We start from the raw sequence: 16,318 nt of genomic DNA, 5'->3' as shown, positions 1-16,318 counted from the left end.
CGCGCGGCAGGCAGGATCGCTGCGGCCTGCCGCGCCACCGCGCCCGCGCTACTGCCCCGACCGCGCGAGCGGGCCTTGCTCGCCCTGGCTCGTTCCCGACGGCCATCCGCCCGCAAGCGCCTTGTACAGCGCCACCGTCGACGCCGCGCCGCGCATCTGCCCGTCGGCCGCCGCATCCTGCGCCTGCAGCAGCGTGCGTTGCGCGTCGAGCACTTCGTAGTAGTCGATCGCACCCGCCGAAAACCGCGCCTGCGCCAGTTGCGCGGCGCGCGCGCTGTCGGTCGCGGCCCGCACGAGATGGTCCGTTTCGTCACGCGTGCGGGCGGCGCGCAGCAGCGCGTTCTCGGTTTCCTCCAGCGCCCCGAGCACGGTCTGCCGGTACTGCGCGAGCTGGCCGGCCGCTTCGGCATCGCTCGCGGCGATCCGCGCACGCACGCGGCCGACATCGAGGAACGACCAGTCGATGCCGAGCGCGATCAGGTTCGTGTCGCTGCCCGCGCGGAAGAACCCGTAGCTGCTCGTCGCGCTGCCGAGCAGCCCCGACAGCGTGAAGCGCGGGAACAGGTCGGCCGTGGCGACGCCGATGCGCGCGGTCGCCGCGTGCAGCCGCGCCTCGGCGGCCGCGACGTCGGGCCGCCGCCGCAGCAAGTCGCCCGGCGTGCCGGGATCGATGTCGGCGGCCAGCGCGGGCAGCGGCACGGGCGTGCCCGCCGACGCGGCGGCCTTCGGGAGATCGAAGCGGCCGATCAGCGCGTCCGGCGTCTGCCCGGTCAGCACCGCGAGCCGGTGCTCGTCGACGCCGATCGCCGCCTCGTACACGGCGATCCGCGACGTCGTCGATTCGTACTGCGCGCGCGCCCGCGCCGCATCGAGTTCGGACCCTCGCCCCGCGCCGACGCGTGCATTGATCAGCGCGAGCGTCTGCTTCTGGTTGTCGGCGTTCTCGCGCGCAATCCGCAGCCGCTCCTGCGAGCCGCGCAGATCGACGTACGTGCTTGCCACCTCGCCGGCGATCGCGACGCGCACCGCGCGCACGTCCGCCGCGCTGGCGGCCGTTTCCGCACGCTGCGACTCGATCGAACGGCGCACGCGGCCGAACAGGTCGAGCTCCCACGCGGCATTGATCCCGACGCTGGACGTCGGCGTATCGCGCTGGCTGCGCGGCGCGCCGAACGCCTGGTCCTTGCTCATCAGCTGATGGCCGATCTGCCCGCTCGCGGTGAGCGTCGGATAGCGATCGAACGCAGCCTGCGACAGCAGCGCATTCGACGCGTCGTAGCGCGACACGGCGACCTGCAGATCCTGGTTCGCCGCGAGCGCCGTGTCGATCAGCTGCGTCAGCACCGGATCGCCGAAACCGCGCCAGAACGCGGCATCGGCATCGGCCGATGCGTCGGGCGGCATCTCCGGCGTCGTACCGGACGGCGCCGCATCGCGCGACGCCGCCGGATGCGCATCGCGGGCGAACCGTGCGCCCGTGGCCGTGTCGGGCCGCCTGAAATCGGGGCCGACCGCGCACGCGGCGAGCGCCACCGACAGCGCGAGCGCGGAAAGACGGAAAGCGGCGCTCATCGGTTTTCTCCTTCGAGGGTGCCGTGGTGTTCGCTCCACACGGCCGGCGTGCCGCCCGCGAGCTTGCGGATCGCCACGTAAAACACGGGCGTCAGGAACAGCCCGAACACTGTGACGCCCAGCATCCCCGCGAACACGGTGATGCCGGTGGCCGCCCGCACTTCGCTGCCCGCGCCGCCGCCGATCAGGAGCGGCACCGAGCCCGCGATGAACGCGACCGACGTCATCACGATCGGGCGCAGCCGCAGCTTGCACGCTTCGAGCGCGGCGTCGATCACGCCCTTGCCCTGGATTTCGAGCTCGCGTGCGAACTCGACGATCAGGATCGCGTTCTTGCACGCCAACCCCATCAGCACGACGAGGCCGACCTGCACGAACACATTGTTGTCGCCGCCCGACAGCCACACGCCGAACAGCGCGGCGCAGATGCACACGGGCACGATCAGGATCACCGCGAGCGGCAGCGTCCAGCTCTCGTACAGCGACGCGAGCACGAGGAACACGAGCATCACCGCGAGCGGGAACACGACGATCGCCGCGTTGCTCTGCGTGACCTGCTGGTAGCTGAGGTCGGTCCATTCGAGCGTGATGCCCGGCGGCAGCACGTCCTTCGCGATCTGCTGCAGCTTCTCGATCGCCTGCGACGACGACATCACCTTCGGATCGGCATCGCCGATCAGGTTCGCGGCCGGATAGCCGTTGTAGCGAACGACCGGGTCGGGCCCATACGCGGGCGTCACCGTCACCATCGAGCCGATCGGCACCATCTCGCCCTTCGCGTTGCGCGTGCGCAGGTTCGCGATGTCGGCGGCCGTCTGCCGGTGGCCGGCATCGGCCTGCGCCATCACGCGGTACACGCGGCCGAACAGGTTGAAGTCGTTCACGTACATCGAGCCGAGATAGACCTGCAGCGTGCTGAACAGGTCGGTCAGCGCGACGCCCTGCGCCTTCACCTTCAACCGGTCGACCTTCACCTCGAGCTGCGGGATGTTCGCCTGGTACGAGCTGACGGGGTAGCTCATCCCCGGCGTCTTCGCGACGGCGGCCTGGAACGCGGCGAGCGCATTCTGCAACGCGCCGTAGCCGAGCCCGCCGCGATCCTCCAGGTACAGCGAATAGCCCGAGCCGTTGCCGAGGCCCTGGATCGGCGGCGGCATCAGCGCATAGGTCATGCCGCCGCCGATCGCCGCGAAGCGCGCGTTCAGGTCCGCGTTGATCTCGGCGGCGCTGCGGTGACGCTGGTCGAACGGCTTCAGGATCACGTACGAGTTCGTGATGTTCGGCGTGTTCACGCCCTGCAGCGCGTTCAGCCCGGCAAACGCCGGCACCATCTCGACACCGTCGGTGCCGAGCGCGATCTTCGTCATCTGTTCGGTCACCTCGCTGGTGCGCGCGAGCGACGCGCCTTCCGGCAGCTTCGCGCCCGCGAACAGGTACAGCTTGTCCTGCACGGGGATGAAGCCGCCCGGCACCGCGTTGAGCAGCAGCGTGGTCGCCGCGAGCAGCGCTGCATAGACCGCGAACACCACCCCGCGCCGCTTCAGCGTGCGCGACACGAAGCCGTGATAGCGACCGGAACTGCGGTCGAAGAAGCGGTTGAACGGATGGAACAGCCAGCCGAACGCACGATCGAGCCCGCGCGTGAGCGCATCTTTCGGCGCGCCGTGCGGACGCAGCAGCTTCGCGGCGAGCGCCGGCGACAGCGTCAGCGAGTTGATCGCGGAGATCACCGTCGAGATCGCGATCGTCACCGCGAACTGCCGGTAGAACTGGCCGGTGACGCCCGACATGAAGGCCATCGGCACGAACACCGCGCACAGCACGAGCGCGATCGCGACGATCGGCCCCGACACTTCGCGCATCGCCTGGTGCGCGGCGTCGCGCGGGCTCAGGCCCTGCGCGATGTTGCGCTCGACGTTCTCGACGACCACGATCGCATCGTCGACGACGATCCCGATCGCGAGCACGAGCCCGAACAGCGTCAGCGTGTTGATCGAATAGCCGAGCAGATAGAGCCACGCGAACGTACCGACCACCGAGACGGGCACCGCGACGAGCGGGATGATCGACGCGCGCCACGTCTGCAGGAACAGGATCACGACGAGCACGACCAGCACGACCGCCTCGATCAGCGTGTGCTGCACCGCGCGGATCGATTCGCGCACGAACACGGTCGGATCCCACACGGGACGATACGCGACGCCGGGCGGGAAGCGCTTCGACAGTTCGTCGAACTTCGCATACACGGCCTTCGCGACCTCGAGCGCGTTCGCCCCCGGCGACAGGAAGATGCCGACCACCGCCGATTGCTTGTCGTTGAAATAGGAGCGCAGCGTGTAGTCGCCCGCGCCGAGCTCGATGCGCGCGACGTCGGACAGCTTCACGACCTGGCCGTCGTCGCCGTTGCGCAGCACGATGTCGCCGAACTCCTGCACCGTGCGCAGCCGGCCGCGCACGTTGATCGACAGCAGGAAGTCGTTCTTCTTCGGCGACGGCTCCGCGCCGAGCTGGCCGGCCGACACCTGCACGTTCTGCTCGCGCACGGCCGCGATCACGTCGCTTGCCGTCAGCCCGCGCGACGCGAGCCGGTTCGGGTCGAGCCATAGCCGCATCGCATAGTCGCCCGAGCCATACACGCCGACGTCGCCGATGCCGGCGAGCCGCGACAGCTCGTCCTTCACGTGCAGCGTCAGGTAGTTGCGCAGGTACAGCGAATCGTGGCTGTTGTCCGGCGAATAGAGGCTCACGTACATCAGCGGCGTCGGCGACTGCTTCTGCGTGGTCACGCCGTACTGGCGCACCTCGTCGGGCAGGCGCGACAGCGCCTGGCTCACGCGGTTCTGCACGCGCACGGCGGCGGTGTCGGGATCGACGCCCTGCACGAACGTGACGACGACCTGCAGGCTGCCGTCGGAACCTGCGACCGACTTCATGTACATGATGCCTTCGACGCCGTTGATCGCCTCTTCCAGCGGTTCGGCGACGGATTCGGCGATTTCCTTCGGGTTCGCGCCCGGGTACGTCGCACGCACGACGACGCTCGGCGGCACGACTTCCGGGTATTCGCCGGCGGGCAGCATCGGGATCGAGATCAGGCCGATCGCGAAGATGACGATCGACAGCACGACCGCGAAGATCGGCCGGTCGATGAAGAATCGGGAGAAATCCATTGCCTGTCTCCCGTTATTGCACGGCCGGCGCGCCGGCGTCGGCCACGGCCTGCGTGCCGTTGCCGTTGCCGTTGCCGTTGCCGTTGCCCTCGCCGGTGCCGGCACCGGCGGCAGCGCGTGCAGGGAGCGCCTTCGGCTTCACCTGCGCGCCCGGGTAGTAGATCCGCTGCATGCCGTCGACGACCACGCGATCGCCCGCCTGGATCCCCTTCTCGATGATCCGCTCGCCGTCCAGCCCGCGGCCGATCGTCACGTCCCGGCGCAGCGCCTTGTCGCCGGGGCCGATCACATACACGTACTTGCGGTCCTGGTCGGTGAGCACGGCCTTGTCGTCGACGAGCAGCGCATCCTGGTCGTGGCCGCTGACGAGCTGCACGCGCGCATACAGGCCCGGCGTAAACGCATGGTCCGCATTCGGCAGCCGCACACGCGCGCGGATCGTGCCCGTTTGCGGGTCGAGCCGGTTGTCGAGAAAGTCGACGGTGCCCGCATGCGGGAAGCCCGTCTCGTTCGCGAGGCCCACGCGCACCGGATCGGCGCCGATCGCACGGTGCTTCGGATCGGCACGCCGTGCGTTGTAGCGCAGGTAGCTCTGCTCGTCGCAGTCGAAATACACGTAGACGGGGTTCTGCGACACGACGGTTGTCAGCAGCGTGTCGTCCGCGCGCGCCAGGTTGCCGACCGTGGCGATCGCGCGGCCGACGCGGCCCGCGATCGGCGCGCGCACTTCGGTGAAACCGAGATTGAGCTTCGCATCGGCAACGGCCGCGTCGGCCGCCTGCAGGTCGGCGCGCGCCTGCTCGGCCGTGGCGCGTGCGTTGTCGAGTTCTTCCTGCGACGTCGCATGCGCGTCGATCAGCGTCTGCACGCGCTTGAGCTGCACGTTCGCGAGGCTCGCAGCCGCGCGAGCCCGCTGCAGCTGCGCGTTCGCGCGATCGAGTGCGATCCGGTACGGGCGCGGGTCGATCTCGAACAGCAGCGCGCCCTGCGCGACCAGGTCGCCTTCCTTGTAGGCGACGCGCTGCAGATAGCCGCTCACGCGCGGCCGCAGTTCGACGGCATCGACGGCTTCGACGCGTCCGTTGAATTCGTCCGCGAGGCGGATCGTGCGAGGCGCGATGGTGGCGACGCCGACTTCGGGGAGGGCTTGGGCCGACGATGCGCCTTTGCCGTCGTGACAGCCCGACAACGCCAGCAGCAGTGCGCAGGCCGCGCCCAAAGGCGACGCCCTGCGTAGGGATAAGGAGAACATGATGCCTCGCGACGGGTTAAACTGCCGCGTAGCATAAAAGTTGAAGTTAACTTCAAGTCAAGTTTTACCGGAGGGGCATCATGGGTATCCAGGACATCCCGCAATGGCCGCTGCTGTCGATCCGCGAAGTGGCCGCGCGCAGCGGCGTGCCGGCGTCGACACTGCGGTTCTACGAGACACGCGGGCTCATCAAGTCGCACCGCAACGGCTCGAGCCATCGCCATTATTCGCGCGCGGTGCTGCGGTTGATCGCGTTCATCGTATTCGCGCAGAAGATCGGCTATTCGCTCGACGAGATCGCCGAGCAGCTCGTCAGCCTCCCCGAGGACACCGCGCCGAGCAACAAGGACTGGCAGCGGCTGTCGCGCGGCTGGAAGCAGCGCGTCGCGAGCCGGATCGAGGAGTTGCAGCGGCTCTACATCAACCTCGACGAATGCATCGGCTGCGGCTGCCTGTCGCTGAAGCGCTGCAAGCTGACGAACCCGGAAGACCGCGCGGGCCGCAACGGGCCCGGCGCGCGGCGCTGGCTCGGCGATGCGCCGCCTACGGACATCAAGTGACAGGCAGGCCGGAGGTGGCGCGCGATGCCCCACCCGGCCGCCTGGAGGGACGGCGTCAGCCGACGCGCCAGCCGTCGTTCACCGCGATCGTCGCGCCGGTGACGAACGACGCACGCGGCCCGGCGAGCCGCACCCGATGCAGACGACGGCCGGGCGCGTCGCGGGCGGCATCGGCGCCGCGCCGATGCCGCGCCTGTTCGTGCCGATGCAGCCGCAAGGCATTACGTTACGTTCTGCGAACTGAAGGAGGCGGGCAGCCCGCTCGCGTATGAGCTGGCGATCGCGCACCGGACGCCATCGCCGCTCGCCGATGCGCTGCGCGGGACCGCGCGAAGCGCGGTACGCGAACTGGGGCTGGTGTTGGTGCTGGCAGTGTGACCACGCTCGCCGCGCTCAGACGCCGACGACGTTGAACGCGGCGTCGGCCACGGCCTTGCGGAACGCGTCCTGCCGCGTGGGCAGCGACGTGTACTCCAACATCATGTGGCTGTACGACACCGTCGTGCCGATCGCGCTCGCAAGCATGAAGAACAGCACGGTCGGATCGACCGGGCGAATCACGCCGGCCTCGACGCCGTCCGACAGCAGCGGAAACAGCACGTCATAGTACGGGCGCACGAGCCGCTCCTGCAGCCGGTCGAGACGCCCGCCCACTTCGGTCGCTGCCGTCGAGAAGAACATGCCCACGTCGGGCTCGTCGAACTCGTGCTCGACGCACAGCTCGATCGCGCGCAGCACGCGGTCCCGATGCGACAGCGGCGACGTGCGCAACGCGCGCAGGGCGTCGAACATCGGCTGGGCGAGCTCGGCGATCTGCTCGAGAACCGCCAGCCACAACGTTTCCTTCGTACCGAAATGGTGCGCGATCAGCGCCGCGTCGACCCCCAGCTCGCGCGCGACTTCGCGCACGCTGGTCGCGTCGTAGCCACGCTTCGCAAACGTGCGGCGCGCGGCCCGCAATATCACGTCCGGCCCCACGGACGCCCCGGCCAGCGGCCGCCCTCGCATGCGCCGCTTGGCCGGCGCGCGCTCAGTGACTTCAGTCACGTCTTCCTGCTCTCCTTGAATGATTCGAATACCCCTGCTCAGGCCCCGCTTTAGTGGCGCCGAAAACCGGGTGACCTGCCCCGCTCCGTTGACACGCGAAGCCGGGAAGCGCTAGGATCATACCTTATTCATCACGTGATGATTTATCCATGACAACCCCTACACGCATCGTTATCGTCGGCGGCGGGATCGCAGGACTGCAGCTCGCGACCCGCCTGGGCGAGCGCCTCGGCCGGTCCGGGCGCGCCCAGGTCACCGTCGTCGATCGCAGCCCGACCCACATCTGGAAGCCGATGCTCCACACGATCGCGGCCGGCACGCGCGACGTGCAGCAGCAACAGGTGATCTTCCTCGCCCATGCTCGCGACCACGGCTATGCGTACCAGCCTGGCGAACTGAAGGGGCTCGATCGCGCACGCCGCCGCGTGCAGCTCGGCGAGATCCGCTCGCAGGACGGCGAACTCGTGCTCGACGCACGCGAGCTCGAATACGACGTGCTGATCCTCGCGCTCGGCAGCCAGGCCAACGATTTCGGCGTGCCGGGCGTACGCGAGCACTGCTATTTCATCGACAGCCAGCGGCAAGCCGAGACCTTCAACGAAGCGTTGCGGATGCGCGTGTTTCGCAGCATCGCGCGCGACGAGCCGTTTCGCGTCGCGATCGTCGGCGCGGGCGCGACCGGCGTGGAACTCGCGGCGGAGCTGAGCCGCCTGCTGGAAGTGGCGCAGGCGTATGGCGACGCGACGGTACGCGAGCGGCTGCAGCTCACGCTGCTCGAAAGCGGCCCGCGCATCCTCGCCGCGTTTCCGCCGCGGATTTCGGCGTCCGCACAGCGGCGGCTCGAACAGATCGGCTTTCACGTGCTGACGTCGACCCGCGTCACGTCCGCCGACGCGAACGGCTTTCACTACGGCGACGGTTCATTTGCGGAAGCGGACCTGATGGTCTGGGCGGCCGGCGTGAAGGCGCCCGATTTCATGCAGGCGCTCGACGGCCTCGACACGAATCGCGCGAACCAGATCGTCGTCGGGCCGACGCTGCAGGCCACGGGCGACGAGCACGTGTTCGCGATCGGCGATTGCGCCAGCCTCCTGCCCGACGGCCAGGAACGGCCGCTGCCGCCCACCGCGCAAGTCGCGACCCAACAGGCCGAGCACCTCGCGAAGCACTTGCCCGCATGGCTCGACGGCACGCCGATTCCGCCGTTCGCGTTCCACGATTTCGGCGCGCTCGTCTCGATCAGCGACTACGACGCGTTCGGCACGCTCGGGCAGTTCGGGTTCTTTCGCGGCGGCTTCATCCAGGGGCGTTTCGCGCAGTTCAGCCACCTGATGCTCTACCGGCGGCACCAGCAGGCGCTGCACGGCTTCTCCAAGGCGACCCTGCTGTGGATCGCCGAACGGATCAACGGCTGCGTGCAGCCGCGCATCCGCTTGTCGTGATGCCGCGTGGCGGTGTCGCGTAACGTTTTTCGAGGAAAACCGACATGAACAACCGTTTGGCGCCCTGGCTCGTGACCGTCGCCGCGATCAGCAGCTTCGACATGCCGTCCGTCTCGTGGGGCGTGCCGCGGCGGCGCAGCGTCACGCGCGACCGGCTGCCGTCGTGGGATGCGACGAGCAAGCCGTCCATCAGCGTGCTCGAGCGGCCCACGGCCGACACCGTGATGATTTCATGGCGCGACGCATGCACCGGGCACTACGGTTATCAGAAGTGGCGGCTGTTCACCACGCGCAAGCGCGGCGTGTGTGCGCTGTCGGGGCAGCCGATCGAGATCGGCGACAGCGTCTATGCGCCGCAATTGCTCGGCTCGACGCCGGGCAACGCCGCCGCGATGGTGCGGGCCGAGTGCATCGATGCGGCACGCTCCGCCGAGGCGGCCTGAAGGGCCGAAATTCGGCCGGGGATCCCGCTTCAGACCGTGGTGACGCGATCCGTATCGCGGACCATCTCGTTCATCCGTGCTTCGGCTTGCGCAGGCCGTCGAGGTTGAATGAATAGCCCGTCGGCAACCCTGCCGGCCATGCAGCAGGCTCCGACGGGGAGCGACATCGATGACGGATGGATGCCGCACCCCATGAGTCCACTTCGGGACTGTCAGCTCTCGACATCCTCGAGACTGAACACCTCGGTCTTGTCGTTATACGAGAACACTTCCCCGTAACGCCCCCAGTCGATCACCGCGTCGAGCGTTTCCTCGGCCGCTTCGTCGGACAGGAAATCCTCCAGTTCCTGCTCGAAGCGCACGCGCGGCGCACGATGCCCCGGGCGCTCGTTCAGCACCTTCCGGATCCGCGCGGCGAGCGGCACGTGCTTCAGCAGGTGGTCCGCGAACATCAGCTTGCGCTCCTGCGTGCCGAATTCCGCGAACACGCGCGCGGGCGGCGTGAGGAACACGTCCCCTTCCCGCACGTCCGCGAAACCGAGGTGCTGCAGCACTTCGGCGATCGGGAACAGTTCGTCGACTTCCAGGTGCAGCGTGCGCGCGATTTCCGGCATGTCCGCGCGGCCGTGGTACGGCGCCATCGCGAGCGTCTCGATCAGGCCGGCCATCAGGTTGGTCGACACGCGCGGCATCCAGCTGCCGAGCTCGAGCCCCTTCTTCGTCGCCTCGCCGGTCTGACGCGCGGTCATCTTCGCGTAGATGTCGTCGACGAGCTTGCGGAAATCGGTGTCGAGCCGGTTGCGCGGATGCTTGAACGGCACCTTGATCTCGGCGATCACGCGGCCCGGGTTCGACGACAGCACGAGGATCCGGTCGCACATGAACACCGCTTCCTCGATGTTGTGCGTGACGATCAGCACCGACTTGATCGGCATGCGGCCCTGCGTCCACAGATCGAGCAGGTCGGTACGCAGCGTCTCGGCCGTCAGCACGTCGAGCGCGGAGAACGGCTCGTCCATCAGCAGGATCGTCGGGTCGACGACGAGCGCGCGCGCAAAACCCACGCGCTGGCGCATGCCGCCCGACAGCTCGCGCGGATACGCGTTCTCGAAGCCGTCGAGACCGATCAGGTCGATCGCGGCAAGCGCACGCTCGCGCCGCTCGCGTGCGCCGACGCCGAGCGCTTCGAGGCCGGCCTCGACGTTCTGCAGCACGGTGAGCCACGGGAACAGCGCGAAGGTCTGGAACACCATCGCGACGCCTTCGGCCGGGCCGCGCAGCGGCTGGCCGAGATAGGTCACTTCGCCGCCGGTCGGCTCGATCAGCCCGGCGATGATGCGCAGCAGCGTCGACTTGCCCGAGCCGGAACGGCCGAGCAGCCCGACGATCTCGCCTTCGCGCAGCGACAGGTTCGCATCGTCGAGCACGAGCAGCTCGCCCTGCGACTTGTTGAAGCCGCGGTTCACGTGCTCGACACGCAGGATTTCGTCGCCGAGGCGCGGCGGCTGCAGTGGCTGGGATGTCTTGACGGGGGCGTTGATAACGGTCGAATTTTGCATCGCGCTTACTCTCAATCGAGACGGAGCCGGGATTCCGCATAGGCGTACATCGGACGCCACAGCAGACGGTTGAACAGGGTAACGAACAGGGACATCACGGCGATGCCCAGGATGATCTTCGGAAAATCGCCGGCGGCGGTGGTCTGCGCGATATACGAACCAAGGCCGTGCGCGACGACCTTCGTGTCGCCCCACTGCACGAACTCGGACACGATGCTCGCGTTCCACGCGCCGCCCGACGCGGTAATGGCACCCGTCACGTAGTACGGGAAGATGCCGGGCAGGATCGCCTGCCGCCACCACTGCCAGCCGCGGATGCGGAAATTCTTCGTCGCTTCCTTGTAATCGTTCGGATAGGACATCGCGCCGGCGATCACATTGAACAGGATGTACCACTGCGTGCCGAGCACGATCAGCGGCGACAGCCAGATGTCCGCGTTCAGGTGGAAGTGGACGATCACGATCACGAACACCGGGAACAGCAGGTTCGCCGGGAACGCGGCGAGAAACTGCGCGAGCGGCTGAATCCTCTCGGCCAGCGCCGGGCGAAGCCCGATCAGCACGCCGAGCGGCACCCAGATCACCGAGGCGATCGCGATCAGCACCAGCACGCGCAGCAGCGTGATGAGCCCGAGCACGAGCACATGCCCGACCTCGCCCATCGTCACGCCGGTCGCGACGAACGTGACGACGCGCCACACGACGTACACCGTCAGCAGGATCACGAACGCGGCCCACACGATGTCGCCGATACGCGACGAGCGCCGCGACGACGCACCGTTCGCGCGCGTGCCCTTCAGCGACGGAAAGCGCAGCGGGATGCGCGCGGCCTGCGACAGCAGCCAGCCGGCCGGCACGAGCAACTGATGGATCAGGTGCGTGCGGCGCATCATGTCGAGCAGCCAGGATTGCGGCGCATCGCCCGACGCGGTGTTCTCCATCCGGAACTTGTCGGCCCACGCGACGAGCGGGCGGAACAGGAACTGGTCGTACGCGAGGATCACGACCGACATCGCGACGATCACCCAGCCGACCGCGCCGAGGTTCTTGTCGCTGATCGCCTGCGCGAGGTACGCGCCGATGCCCGGCAGCGTGATGGTCTGGTTGCCGACGGTGATCGCTTCCGATGCGACGACGAAGAACCAGCCGCCCGACATCGACATCATCATGTTCCAGATCAGGCCCGGCATCGAGAACGGCACCTCGAGCTTCCAGAAGCGTTGCCACGGCGTCAGGTGAAAGCCGCGCGACACTTCGCTCAGGTCGCGCGGCACGGTGCGCAGCGACTGGTAGAAGCTGAACGTCATGTTCCACGCCTGGCTCGTGAAGATCGCGAAGATCGCGGCCAGCTCCGCGCCAAGCACGCGGCCCGGAAACAGCGCGAGGAAGAACGTGACGGTGAACGAGATGTAGCCGAGCACCGGCACCGACTGCAGGATGTCGAGGATCGGAATCAGCACCATGCCCACGCGGCGGCTTTTCGCGGCGAGCGTGCCGTAGACGAGCGTGAACACGAGCGACGCGACCATCGCGGCGAGCATCCGCAGCGTGGTGCGCAACGCGTATTCAGGCAGGTTCGACGGATCGAGCGAGATCTTCTGCGTCTGCAGCACGCCGATCGGCGCCATCGTCTGGTGGAAACCGACGATCGCCATCGCGAGCAGGCAGATGATCAGCGGAAACGCGACGGCATCCCAGCGGTTGGGCAGCACGCGCCACGCCGAAGCGTTCGCGGTGCGGTTCGGATCGAAACTGATATCCATCGGTAGCGTCTTGTGTTGAATTGAAAATCGATGGGACCGGCCGCGCATCGCGCGGCCGGACGTCGCGCCCCCCGGCGCGGGTCAGAACAGTCCGTGCAGCACCCAGTACAAGGCGGCCGACAGCGCGATCGATGCGGGCAGCGTCAGCACCCACGCGAGCACGAGGTTGCGCACCGTATCCCAGCGCAGGCCCGCGCCGCTGGCCGTCATCGTGCCGGCCACGCCCGACGCGAGCACGTGCGTCGTCGACACCGGCAGCCCGTACGCGTCGGCCATCCCGATCGTCAGCATCGCGACGGCCTCGGCCGACGCGCCCTGCCCGTATGTGAGATGCGACTTGCCGATCTTCTCGCCGACCGTCACGACGATCCGCTTCCAGCCGACCATCGTGCCGAGGCCGAGCGCGATCGCGACCGCGACCTTCACCCAGGTCGGGATGAATTTCGTCGCGCGGTCCATCTGCTTCTTGAACGCATCGAGCGCGCTCGCGTCCTCGACCGAGAACGCCGGCGCCTTCGCCTTCTCCATCAGCCGGATCGCCTCGGACGCGACGTACATGTTGTTGCGTACGTTGTCGACGAGGTTCTGCGGCACGCTCGAGATGCCGCCGGCCTGGGCGACCTGGTCGGCGATCGTGTCGGTGAGCTTGCCCAGCGCCGGAATCGTCGCGGGCGTCAGCTTGTGCGTGCGCACGTACGCCTCGACGTCGGCGCGCGGCGCAGCCGACTGCGCGGCCGGGTCCGCATACTTGACGAGCGTCGTCGACGCGTGGCGCGCCACCGCGACGAAGGTGCTCGTCTGGTCGGGCGTCACGGCCTTGTTCAGCGCATACGCGGTCGGCATCACGCCGATCAGGATCAGCATGATCAGCCCCATGCCCTTCTGCCCGTCGTTCGAGCCGTGCGCGAACGACACGCCCGTGCAGGTGAGGATCAGCAGCAGGCGGATCCAGAACGGCGGCGGCTTGTTGCCCTTCGGCTCCTGGTACAACGCCGGCACGCGCACGAGCGCCTTCAGCAGCAGCAGCACAAGCGCGGACAGCACGAAGCCGATCAGCGGCGAGAACAGCAGCGCCTTGCCGACGCCGAGCGCCTGGTTCCAATCGACGCCGCTCGTGGCCGACGGGCCGCTGACGAACTGGTTCATCAGGCCAACGCCGATGATCGAGCCGACGAGCGTGTGCGAACTCGACGACGGCAACCCGAAATACCAGGTCGCGAGGTTCCACGTGACGGCCGCGATCAGCAGCGAGAACACCATCGCGAAGCCCGAGCCGCTGCCCACCTGGAGGATCAGTTCGACCGGCAGCAACTGCAGGATGCCGAACGCGACGGCACCGCTCGACACGAGCACGCCGAACAGGTTCCAGAGGCCCGACCACACGACGGCGAGGTGCGGGTCGAGCGAATGCGTATAGATGACGGTTGCGACCGCGTTCGCGGTGTCGTGGAAGCCGTTCACGAACTCGAAGCCGAGCGCGATCAGCAGCGCGACGATCAGCAGCAGGAACGGGAGGACCGAACTTTCCTTGACGGGACTGAGATCGGCGCTGAGATGAATGCCGACGTAGACGATCCCGCAGGCAATGATCAGAAAAAACAGCGCGAGGCTGATGGTACGCGTGCGGTGGCTGACCGCACCGCTGGTTTCCGTTGCCGCGAGATTCGGCATGAAGGGGCTCCGGAGAGGTGACTCGGAGTGGCAGGCTATCGATCGGTCGTGACGCAAATGTGACGTGTCACTTACAAGTCATTGACAGGCCATCCTTCAAAAGTCATGCACCGCCCGCCAAGCCGCGAACACGGGTGCTCGACCTCGTGATGCGCGGGAATAAATCCGCCGCTGCGCCGGTATGGCACGCGAAGGCGCCGGTTTATTCCAGGACGATCCGGCCGTCCGGTTTCCTCACATGAATGCGAGGCTCATATGTCTTCATCGCCCCCCATCAACCCGTCGCGCCGCAAGGCCCTGCATTGCATGGCCTTCGGTGGCCTCGGCACGCTGTTTACGCTGTCGGGCGGCATCCTGACACCGTTCGACCTCGCGCTCGCGCAGGCCGGCGATGCGCTTCCCGCCAACGCGGGCCGCCCGCTGTTCGTGCAGATCAGCGACACGCACATCGGCTTCAACAAGGATGCGAACCCCGACGTATCGGCCACGCTGAAGCAGACGATCGACCTCGTCAACGGCATGCCGGCGATGCCCGCGCTGGCCATCCATACCGGCGACATCACGCACCTGTCCAAGCCCGAGGAGTTCGATCACGCGTCGCAACTGCTCTCCGCGCTGCGTGTGCCGGAACTGCATACGGTGCCCGGCGAGCACGACGTCACCGACGGTTCGGGAGCCGAATACTTCGGCCGGTTCGGCCAGGCGTCCGACAACCGCGGGTACTACAGCTTCGATCACGCGGGCGTGCACTTCATCGGCCTCGTCAACGTGATGCACTTCAAGCCGAACGGGCTCGGCAGCTTCGGCGACGACCAGCTCGCGTGGCTCGCGCAGGATCTGAAGGGCCGCTCGTCGAGCACGCCGATCGTCGTGTTCTCGCACATGCCGATGTGGACCATCTACGAGCCGTGGGGCTGGGGCACCGGCGACGCGCCGCAGACGATGGCGCTGCTGCGCCGCTTCGGCTCGGTCACCGTGCTGAACGGGCACATCCACCAGATCGTGTCGAAGGTCGAAGGCAACGTGACGTTCCACACCGCGCGCTCCACCGCGTTCCCGCAGCCGACGGCCGGCAACGGCCCGGGCCCCGTTCCGCTCACCGTGCCGCGCGACCGGCTGCCGTCGATGCTCGGCGTGACGACCGTCGAATTCGCCGGCCATCCGGTCGCGTCGTCGCTGCATGACACGACGCTGGCGTGACGCACCGAATCATAAGGAGACCGACATGACCCGCTTCAAGCAATCCAGCCTCATCGCGGCGCTGATCCTGTGCGCCACCGCCCCGCTCGCCGCGTTCGCGCAAGGCCCGGACGGCTCGCTCGTGACGATCCACAACTTCATGTTTTCGCCGATGTCGACCACGATCAAGGCCGGCACGACGATCACGTGGAAGAACCTCGACGCGGAACCGCACACCGTCGTCAACGACGCCGGCATCTTTCATTCGAAGGCGCTCGACCAGGACGAGACGTACTCGTTCCGCTTCGACAAACCGGGCGTCTACAAGGTGTTCTGCGGGATTCACCCGTACATGAAGGAGACCATCACGGTCGAATGACGCGGCGCATCACCCACGCGGACGAATGGCGGACGGTGGGCCGCCTGCAACGCCTCCCCCATTCGCCCGCGTGGCTGACGGCGCCACCCAGGCCCAGGATCGACCTCGGCGCCGTGCCCGAACGCCGCGGCAGCGGCTTGTCCGCAGCCGTTCGACGCGCCGTGTGCGGCCAGGCGCCGCGCGAGCGGCCGCAGGCACGCCCCCCGTCGATGCACTTGAGGGTCGGAAGCGATTGGCGAAGCAAACGCCGCCGCATATTGCACTGCGGGCGGCCCCCCGCC

At 67.8% G+C, this 16,318-nt stretch carries 12 protein-coding genes and 1 pseudogene; 6 read left to right on the top strand and 7 right to left on the bottom strand.

Annotated features, from left to right (window positions below):
- Nucleotides 1–48: 48 nt before the first annotated feature.
- The 3 genes from ACPTTC_RS23285 to ACPTTC_RS23275 are packed head-to-tail and all read right to left on the bottom strand — an operon-like array spanning nucleotide 49 to nucleotide 5,994.
- Nucleotides 49–1,572, bottom strand: coding sequence for an efflux transporter outer membrane subunit (locus ACPTTC_RS23285; protein ID WP_423394092.1), 1,524 nt, complete (start codon nucleotides 1,570–1,572; stop codon nucleotides 49–51).
- The gene (locus tag ACPTTC_RS23280; protein WP_423394091.1) at nucleotides 1,569–4,742 is read right to left on the bottom strand and encodes an efflux RND transporter permease subunit; all 3,174 of its coding nucleotides are present in this window, start codon (nucleotides 4,740–4,742) and stop codon (nucleotides 1,569–1,571) included. The genes ACPTTC_RS23285 and ACPTTC_RS23280 overlap by 4 nt, the downstream gene beginning before the upstream one ends.
- A gap of 13 nt (nucleotides 4,743–4,755) precedes the next feature.
- Nucleotides 4,756–5,994 (bottom strand): efflux RND transporter periplasmic adaptor subunit, encoded by a 1,239-nt coding sequence (locus ACPTTC_RS23275; protein ID WP_423394090.1) that lies wholly within the window; start codon nucleotides 5,992–5,994, stop codon nucleotides 4,756–4,758.
- An 80-nt stretch (nucleotides 5,995–6,074) separates the two neighbouring features.
- Between ACPTTC_RS23275 and soxR the strand changes: the two genes are divergently transcribed.
- Nucleotides 6,075–6,554, top strand: coding sequence for a redox-sensitive transcriptional activator SoxR (gene soxR / locus ACPTTC_RS23270; protein WP_423394089.1), 480 nt, complete (start codon nucleotides 6,075–6,077; stop codon nucleotides 6,552–6,554).
- Nucleotides 6,555–6,678: 124 nt separating this feature from the next.
- Nucleotides 6,679–6,932: pseudogene (locus tag ACPTTC_RS23265) on the top strand (LysR family transcriptional regulator); the annotation flags it as partial.
- A gap of 15 nt (nucleotides 6,933–6,947) precedes the next feature.
- Here the strand turns inward: ACPTTC_RS23265 and ACPTTC_RS23260 are convergent.
- Complete coding sequence (locus ACPTTC_RS23260; protein ID WP_423394088.1) at nucleotides 6,948–7,601, bottom strand: TetR/AcrR family transcriptional regulator; 654 nt, start codon at nucleotides 7,599–7,601, stop codon at nucleotides 6,948–6,950.
- A gap of 149 nt (nucleotides 7,602–7,750) precedes the next feature.
- On the opposite strand from ACPTTC_RS23260, the gene ACPTTC_RS23255 reads away from it, so the two are divergent.
- Together ACPTTC_RS23255 and ACPTTC_RS23250 are read left to right on the top strand one after the other, a co-directional pair.
- Nucleotides 7,751–9,043, top strand: a complete 1,293-nt coding sequence (locus tag ACPTTC_RS23255) for an NAD(P)/FAD-dependent oxidoreductase (protein ID WP_423394087.1) — start codon at nucleotides 7,751–7,753, stop codon at nucleotides 9,041–9,043.
- 44 nt (nucleotides 9,044–9,087) lie between these two features.
- Nucleotides 9,088–9,486 carry a DUF3331 domain-containing protein gene (locus tag ACPTTC_RS23250; protein WP_423394086.1) on the top strand — a complete coding sequence of 133 codons (399 nt, stop codon included), beginning with the start codon at nucleotides 9,088–9,090 and terminating at the stop codon, nucleotides 9,484–9,486.
- Between the two features lie 212 nt (nucleotides 9,487–9,698).
- Here the strand turns inward: ACPTTC_RS23250 and ACPTTC_RS23245 are convergent, their stop codons facing one another.
- The 3 genes from ACPTTC_RS23245 to ACPTTC_RS23235 all read right to left on the bottom strand — a co-directional run bounded on the left by ACPTTC_RS23245 (nucleotide 9,699) and on the right by ACPTTC_RS23235 (nucleotide 14,479).
- A complete protein-coding gene (locus tag ACPTTC_RS23245) occupies nucleotides 9,699–11,045 on the bottom strand; it encodes an AAA-associated domain-containing protein (protein WP_423394085.1) in 1,347 nt (448 codons plus the stop codon).
- Nucleotides 11,046–11,056: 11 nt separating this feature from the next.
- Entirely contained in the window at nucleotides 11,057–12,808 is a 1,752-nt protein-coding gene (locus tag ACPTTC_RS23240; RefSeq protein WP_423394084.1) for an ABC transporter permease, read from the bottom strand.
- 81 nt (nucleotides 12,809–12,889) lie between these two features.
- Nucleotides 12,890–14,479, bottom strand: a complete 1,590-nt coding sequence (locus ACPTTC_RS23235) for an inorganic phosphate transporter (protein ID WP_423394083.1) — start codon at nucleotides 14,477–14,479, stop codon at nucleotides 12,890–12,892.
- Nucleotides 14,480–14,734: 255 nt separating this feature from the next.
- Here ACPTTC_RS23235 and ACPTTC_RS23230 point away from each other — a divergent pair, with 255 nt between their 5' ends.
- Both ACPTTC_RS23230 and ACPTTC_RS23225 read left to right on the top strand, forming a co-directional pair.
- Nucleotides 14,735–15,679, top strand: coding sequence for a metallophosphoesterase family protein (locus tag ACPTTC_RS23230; RefSeq protein ID WP_423394082.1), 945 nt, complete (start codon nucleotides 14,735–14,737; stop codon nucleotides 15,677–15,679).
- A 25-nt stretch (nucleotides 15,680–15,704) separates the two neighbouring features.
- A complete protein-coding gene (locus ACPTTC_RS23225; protein ID WP_175968724.1) occupies nucleotides 15,705–16,037 on the top strand; it encodes a cupredoxin domain-containing protein in 333 nt (110 codons plus the stop codon).
- The last annotated feature ends 281 nt before the right edge of the window (nucleotides 16,038–16,318 follow it).

It is taken from the genome of Burkholderia mycopellens, assembly GCF_964265025.1.
In the GTDB taxonomy this organism is placed as follows: domain Bacteria; phylum Pseudomonadota; class Gammaproteobacteria; order Burkholderiales; family Burkholderiaceae; genus Burkholderia.
Note: the sequence above shows the minus strand (reverse complement) of the source record. Positions and strands in the feature narration are given on the sequence as shown.

Excerpts from the sequence above, each read along its gene's own strand:
- ACPTTC_RS23285 (WP_423394092.1), bottom strand. The coding sequence starts at position 1,572 with ATGAGCGCCGCTTTCCGTCTTTCCGCGCTCGCGCTGTCGGTGGCGCTC.
- ACPTTC_RS23280 (WP_423394091.1), bottom strand. The coding sequence starts at position 4,742 with ATGGATTTCTCCCGATTCTTCATCGACCGGCCGATCTTCGCGGTCGTG.
- ACPTTC_RS23275 (WP_423394090.1), bottom strand. The coding sequence starts at position 5,994 with ATGTTCTCCTTATCCCTACGCAGGGCGTCGCCTTTGGGCGCGGCCTGC.
- soxR (WP_423394089.1), top strand. The coding sequence starts at position 6,075 with ATGGGTATCCAGGACATCCCGCAATGGCCGCTGCTGTCGATCCGCGAA.
- ACPTTC_RS23255 (WP_423394087.1), top strand. The coding sequence starts at position 7,751 with ATGACAACCCCTACACGCATCGTTATCGTCGGCGGCGGGATCGCAGGA.
- ACPTTC_RS23250 (WP_423394086.1), top strand. The coding sequence starts at position 9,088 with ATGAACAACCGTTTGGCGCCCTGGCTCGTGACCGTCGCCGCGATCAGC.
- ACPTTC_RS23245 (WP_423394085.1), bottom strand. The coding sequence starts at position 11,045 with ATGCAAAATTCGACCGTTATCAACGCCCCCGTCAAGACATCCCAGCCA.
- ACPTTC_RS23240 (WP_423394084.1), bottom strand. The coding sequence starts at position 12,808 with ATGGATATCAGTTTCGATCCGAACCGCACCGCGAACGCTTCGGCGTGG.
- ACPTTC_RS23235 (WP_423394083.1), bottom strand. The coding sequence starts at position 14,479 with ATGCCGAATCTCGCGGCAACGGAAACCAGCGGTGCGGTCAGCCACCGC.
- ACPTTC_RS23230 (WP_423394082.1), top strand. The coding sequence starts at position 14,735 with ATGTCTTCATCGCCCCCCATCAACCCGTCGCGCCGCAAGGCCCTGCAT.
- ACPTTC_RS23225 (WP_175968724.1), top strand. The coding sequence starts at position 15,705 with ATGACCCGCTTCAAGCAATCCAGCCTCATCGCGGCGCTGATCCTGTGC.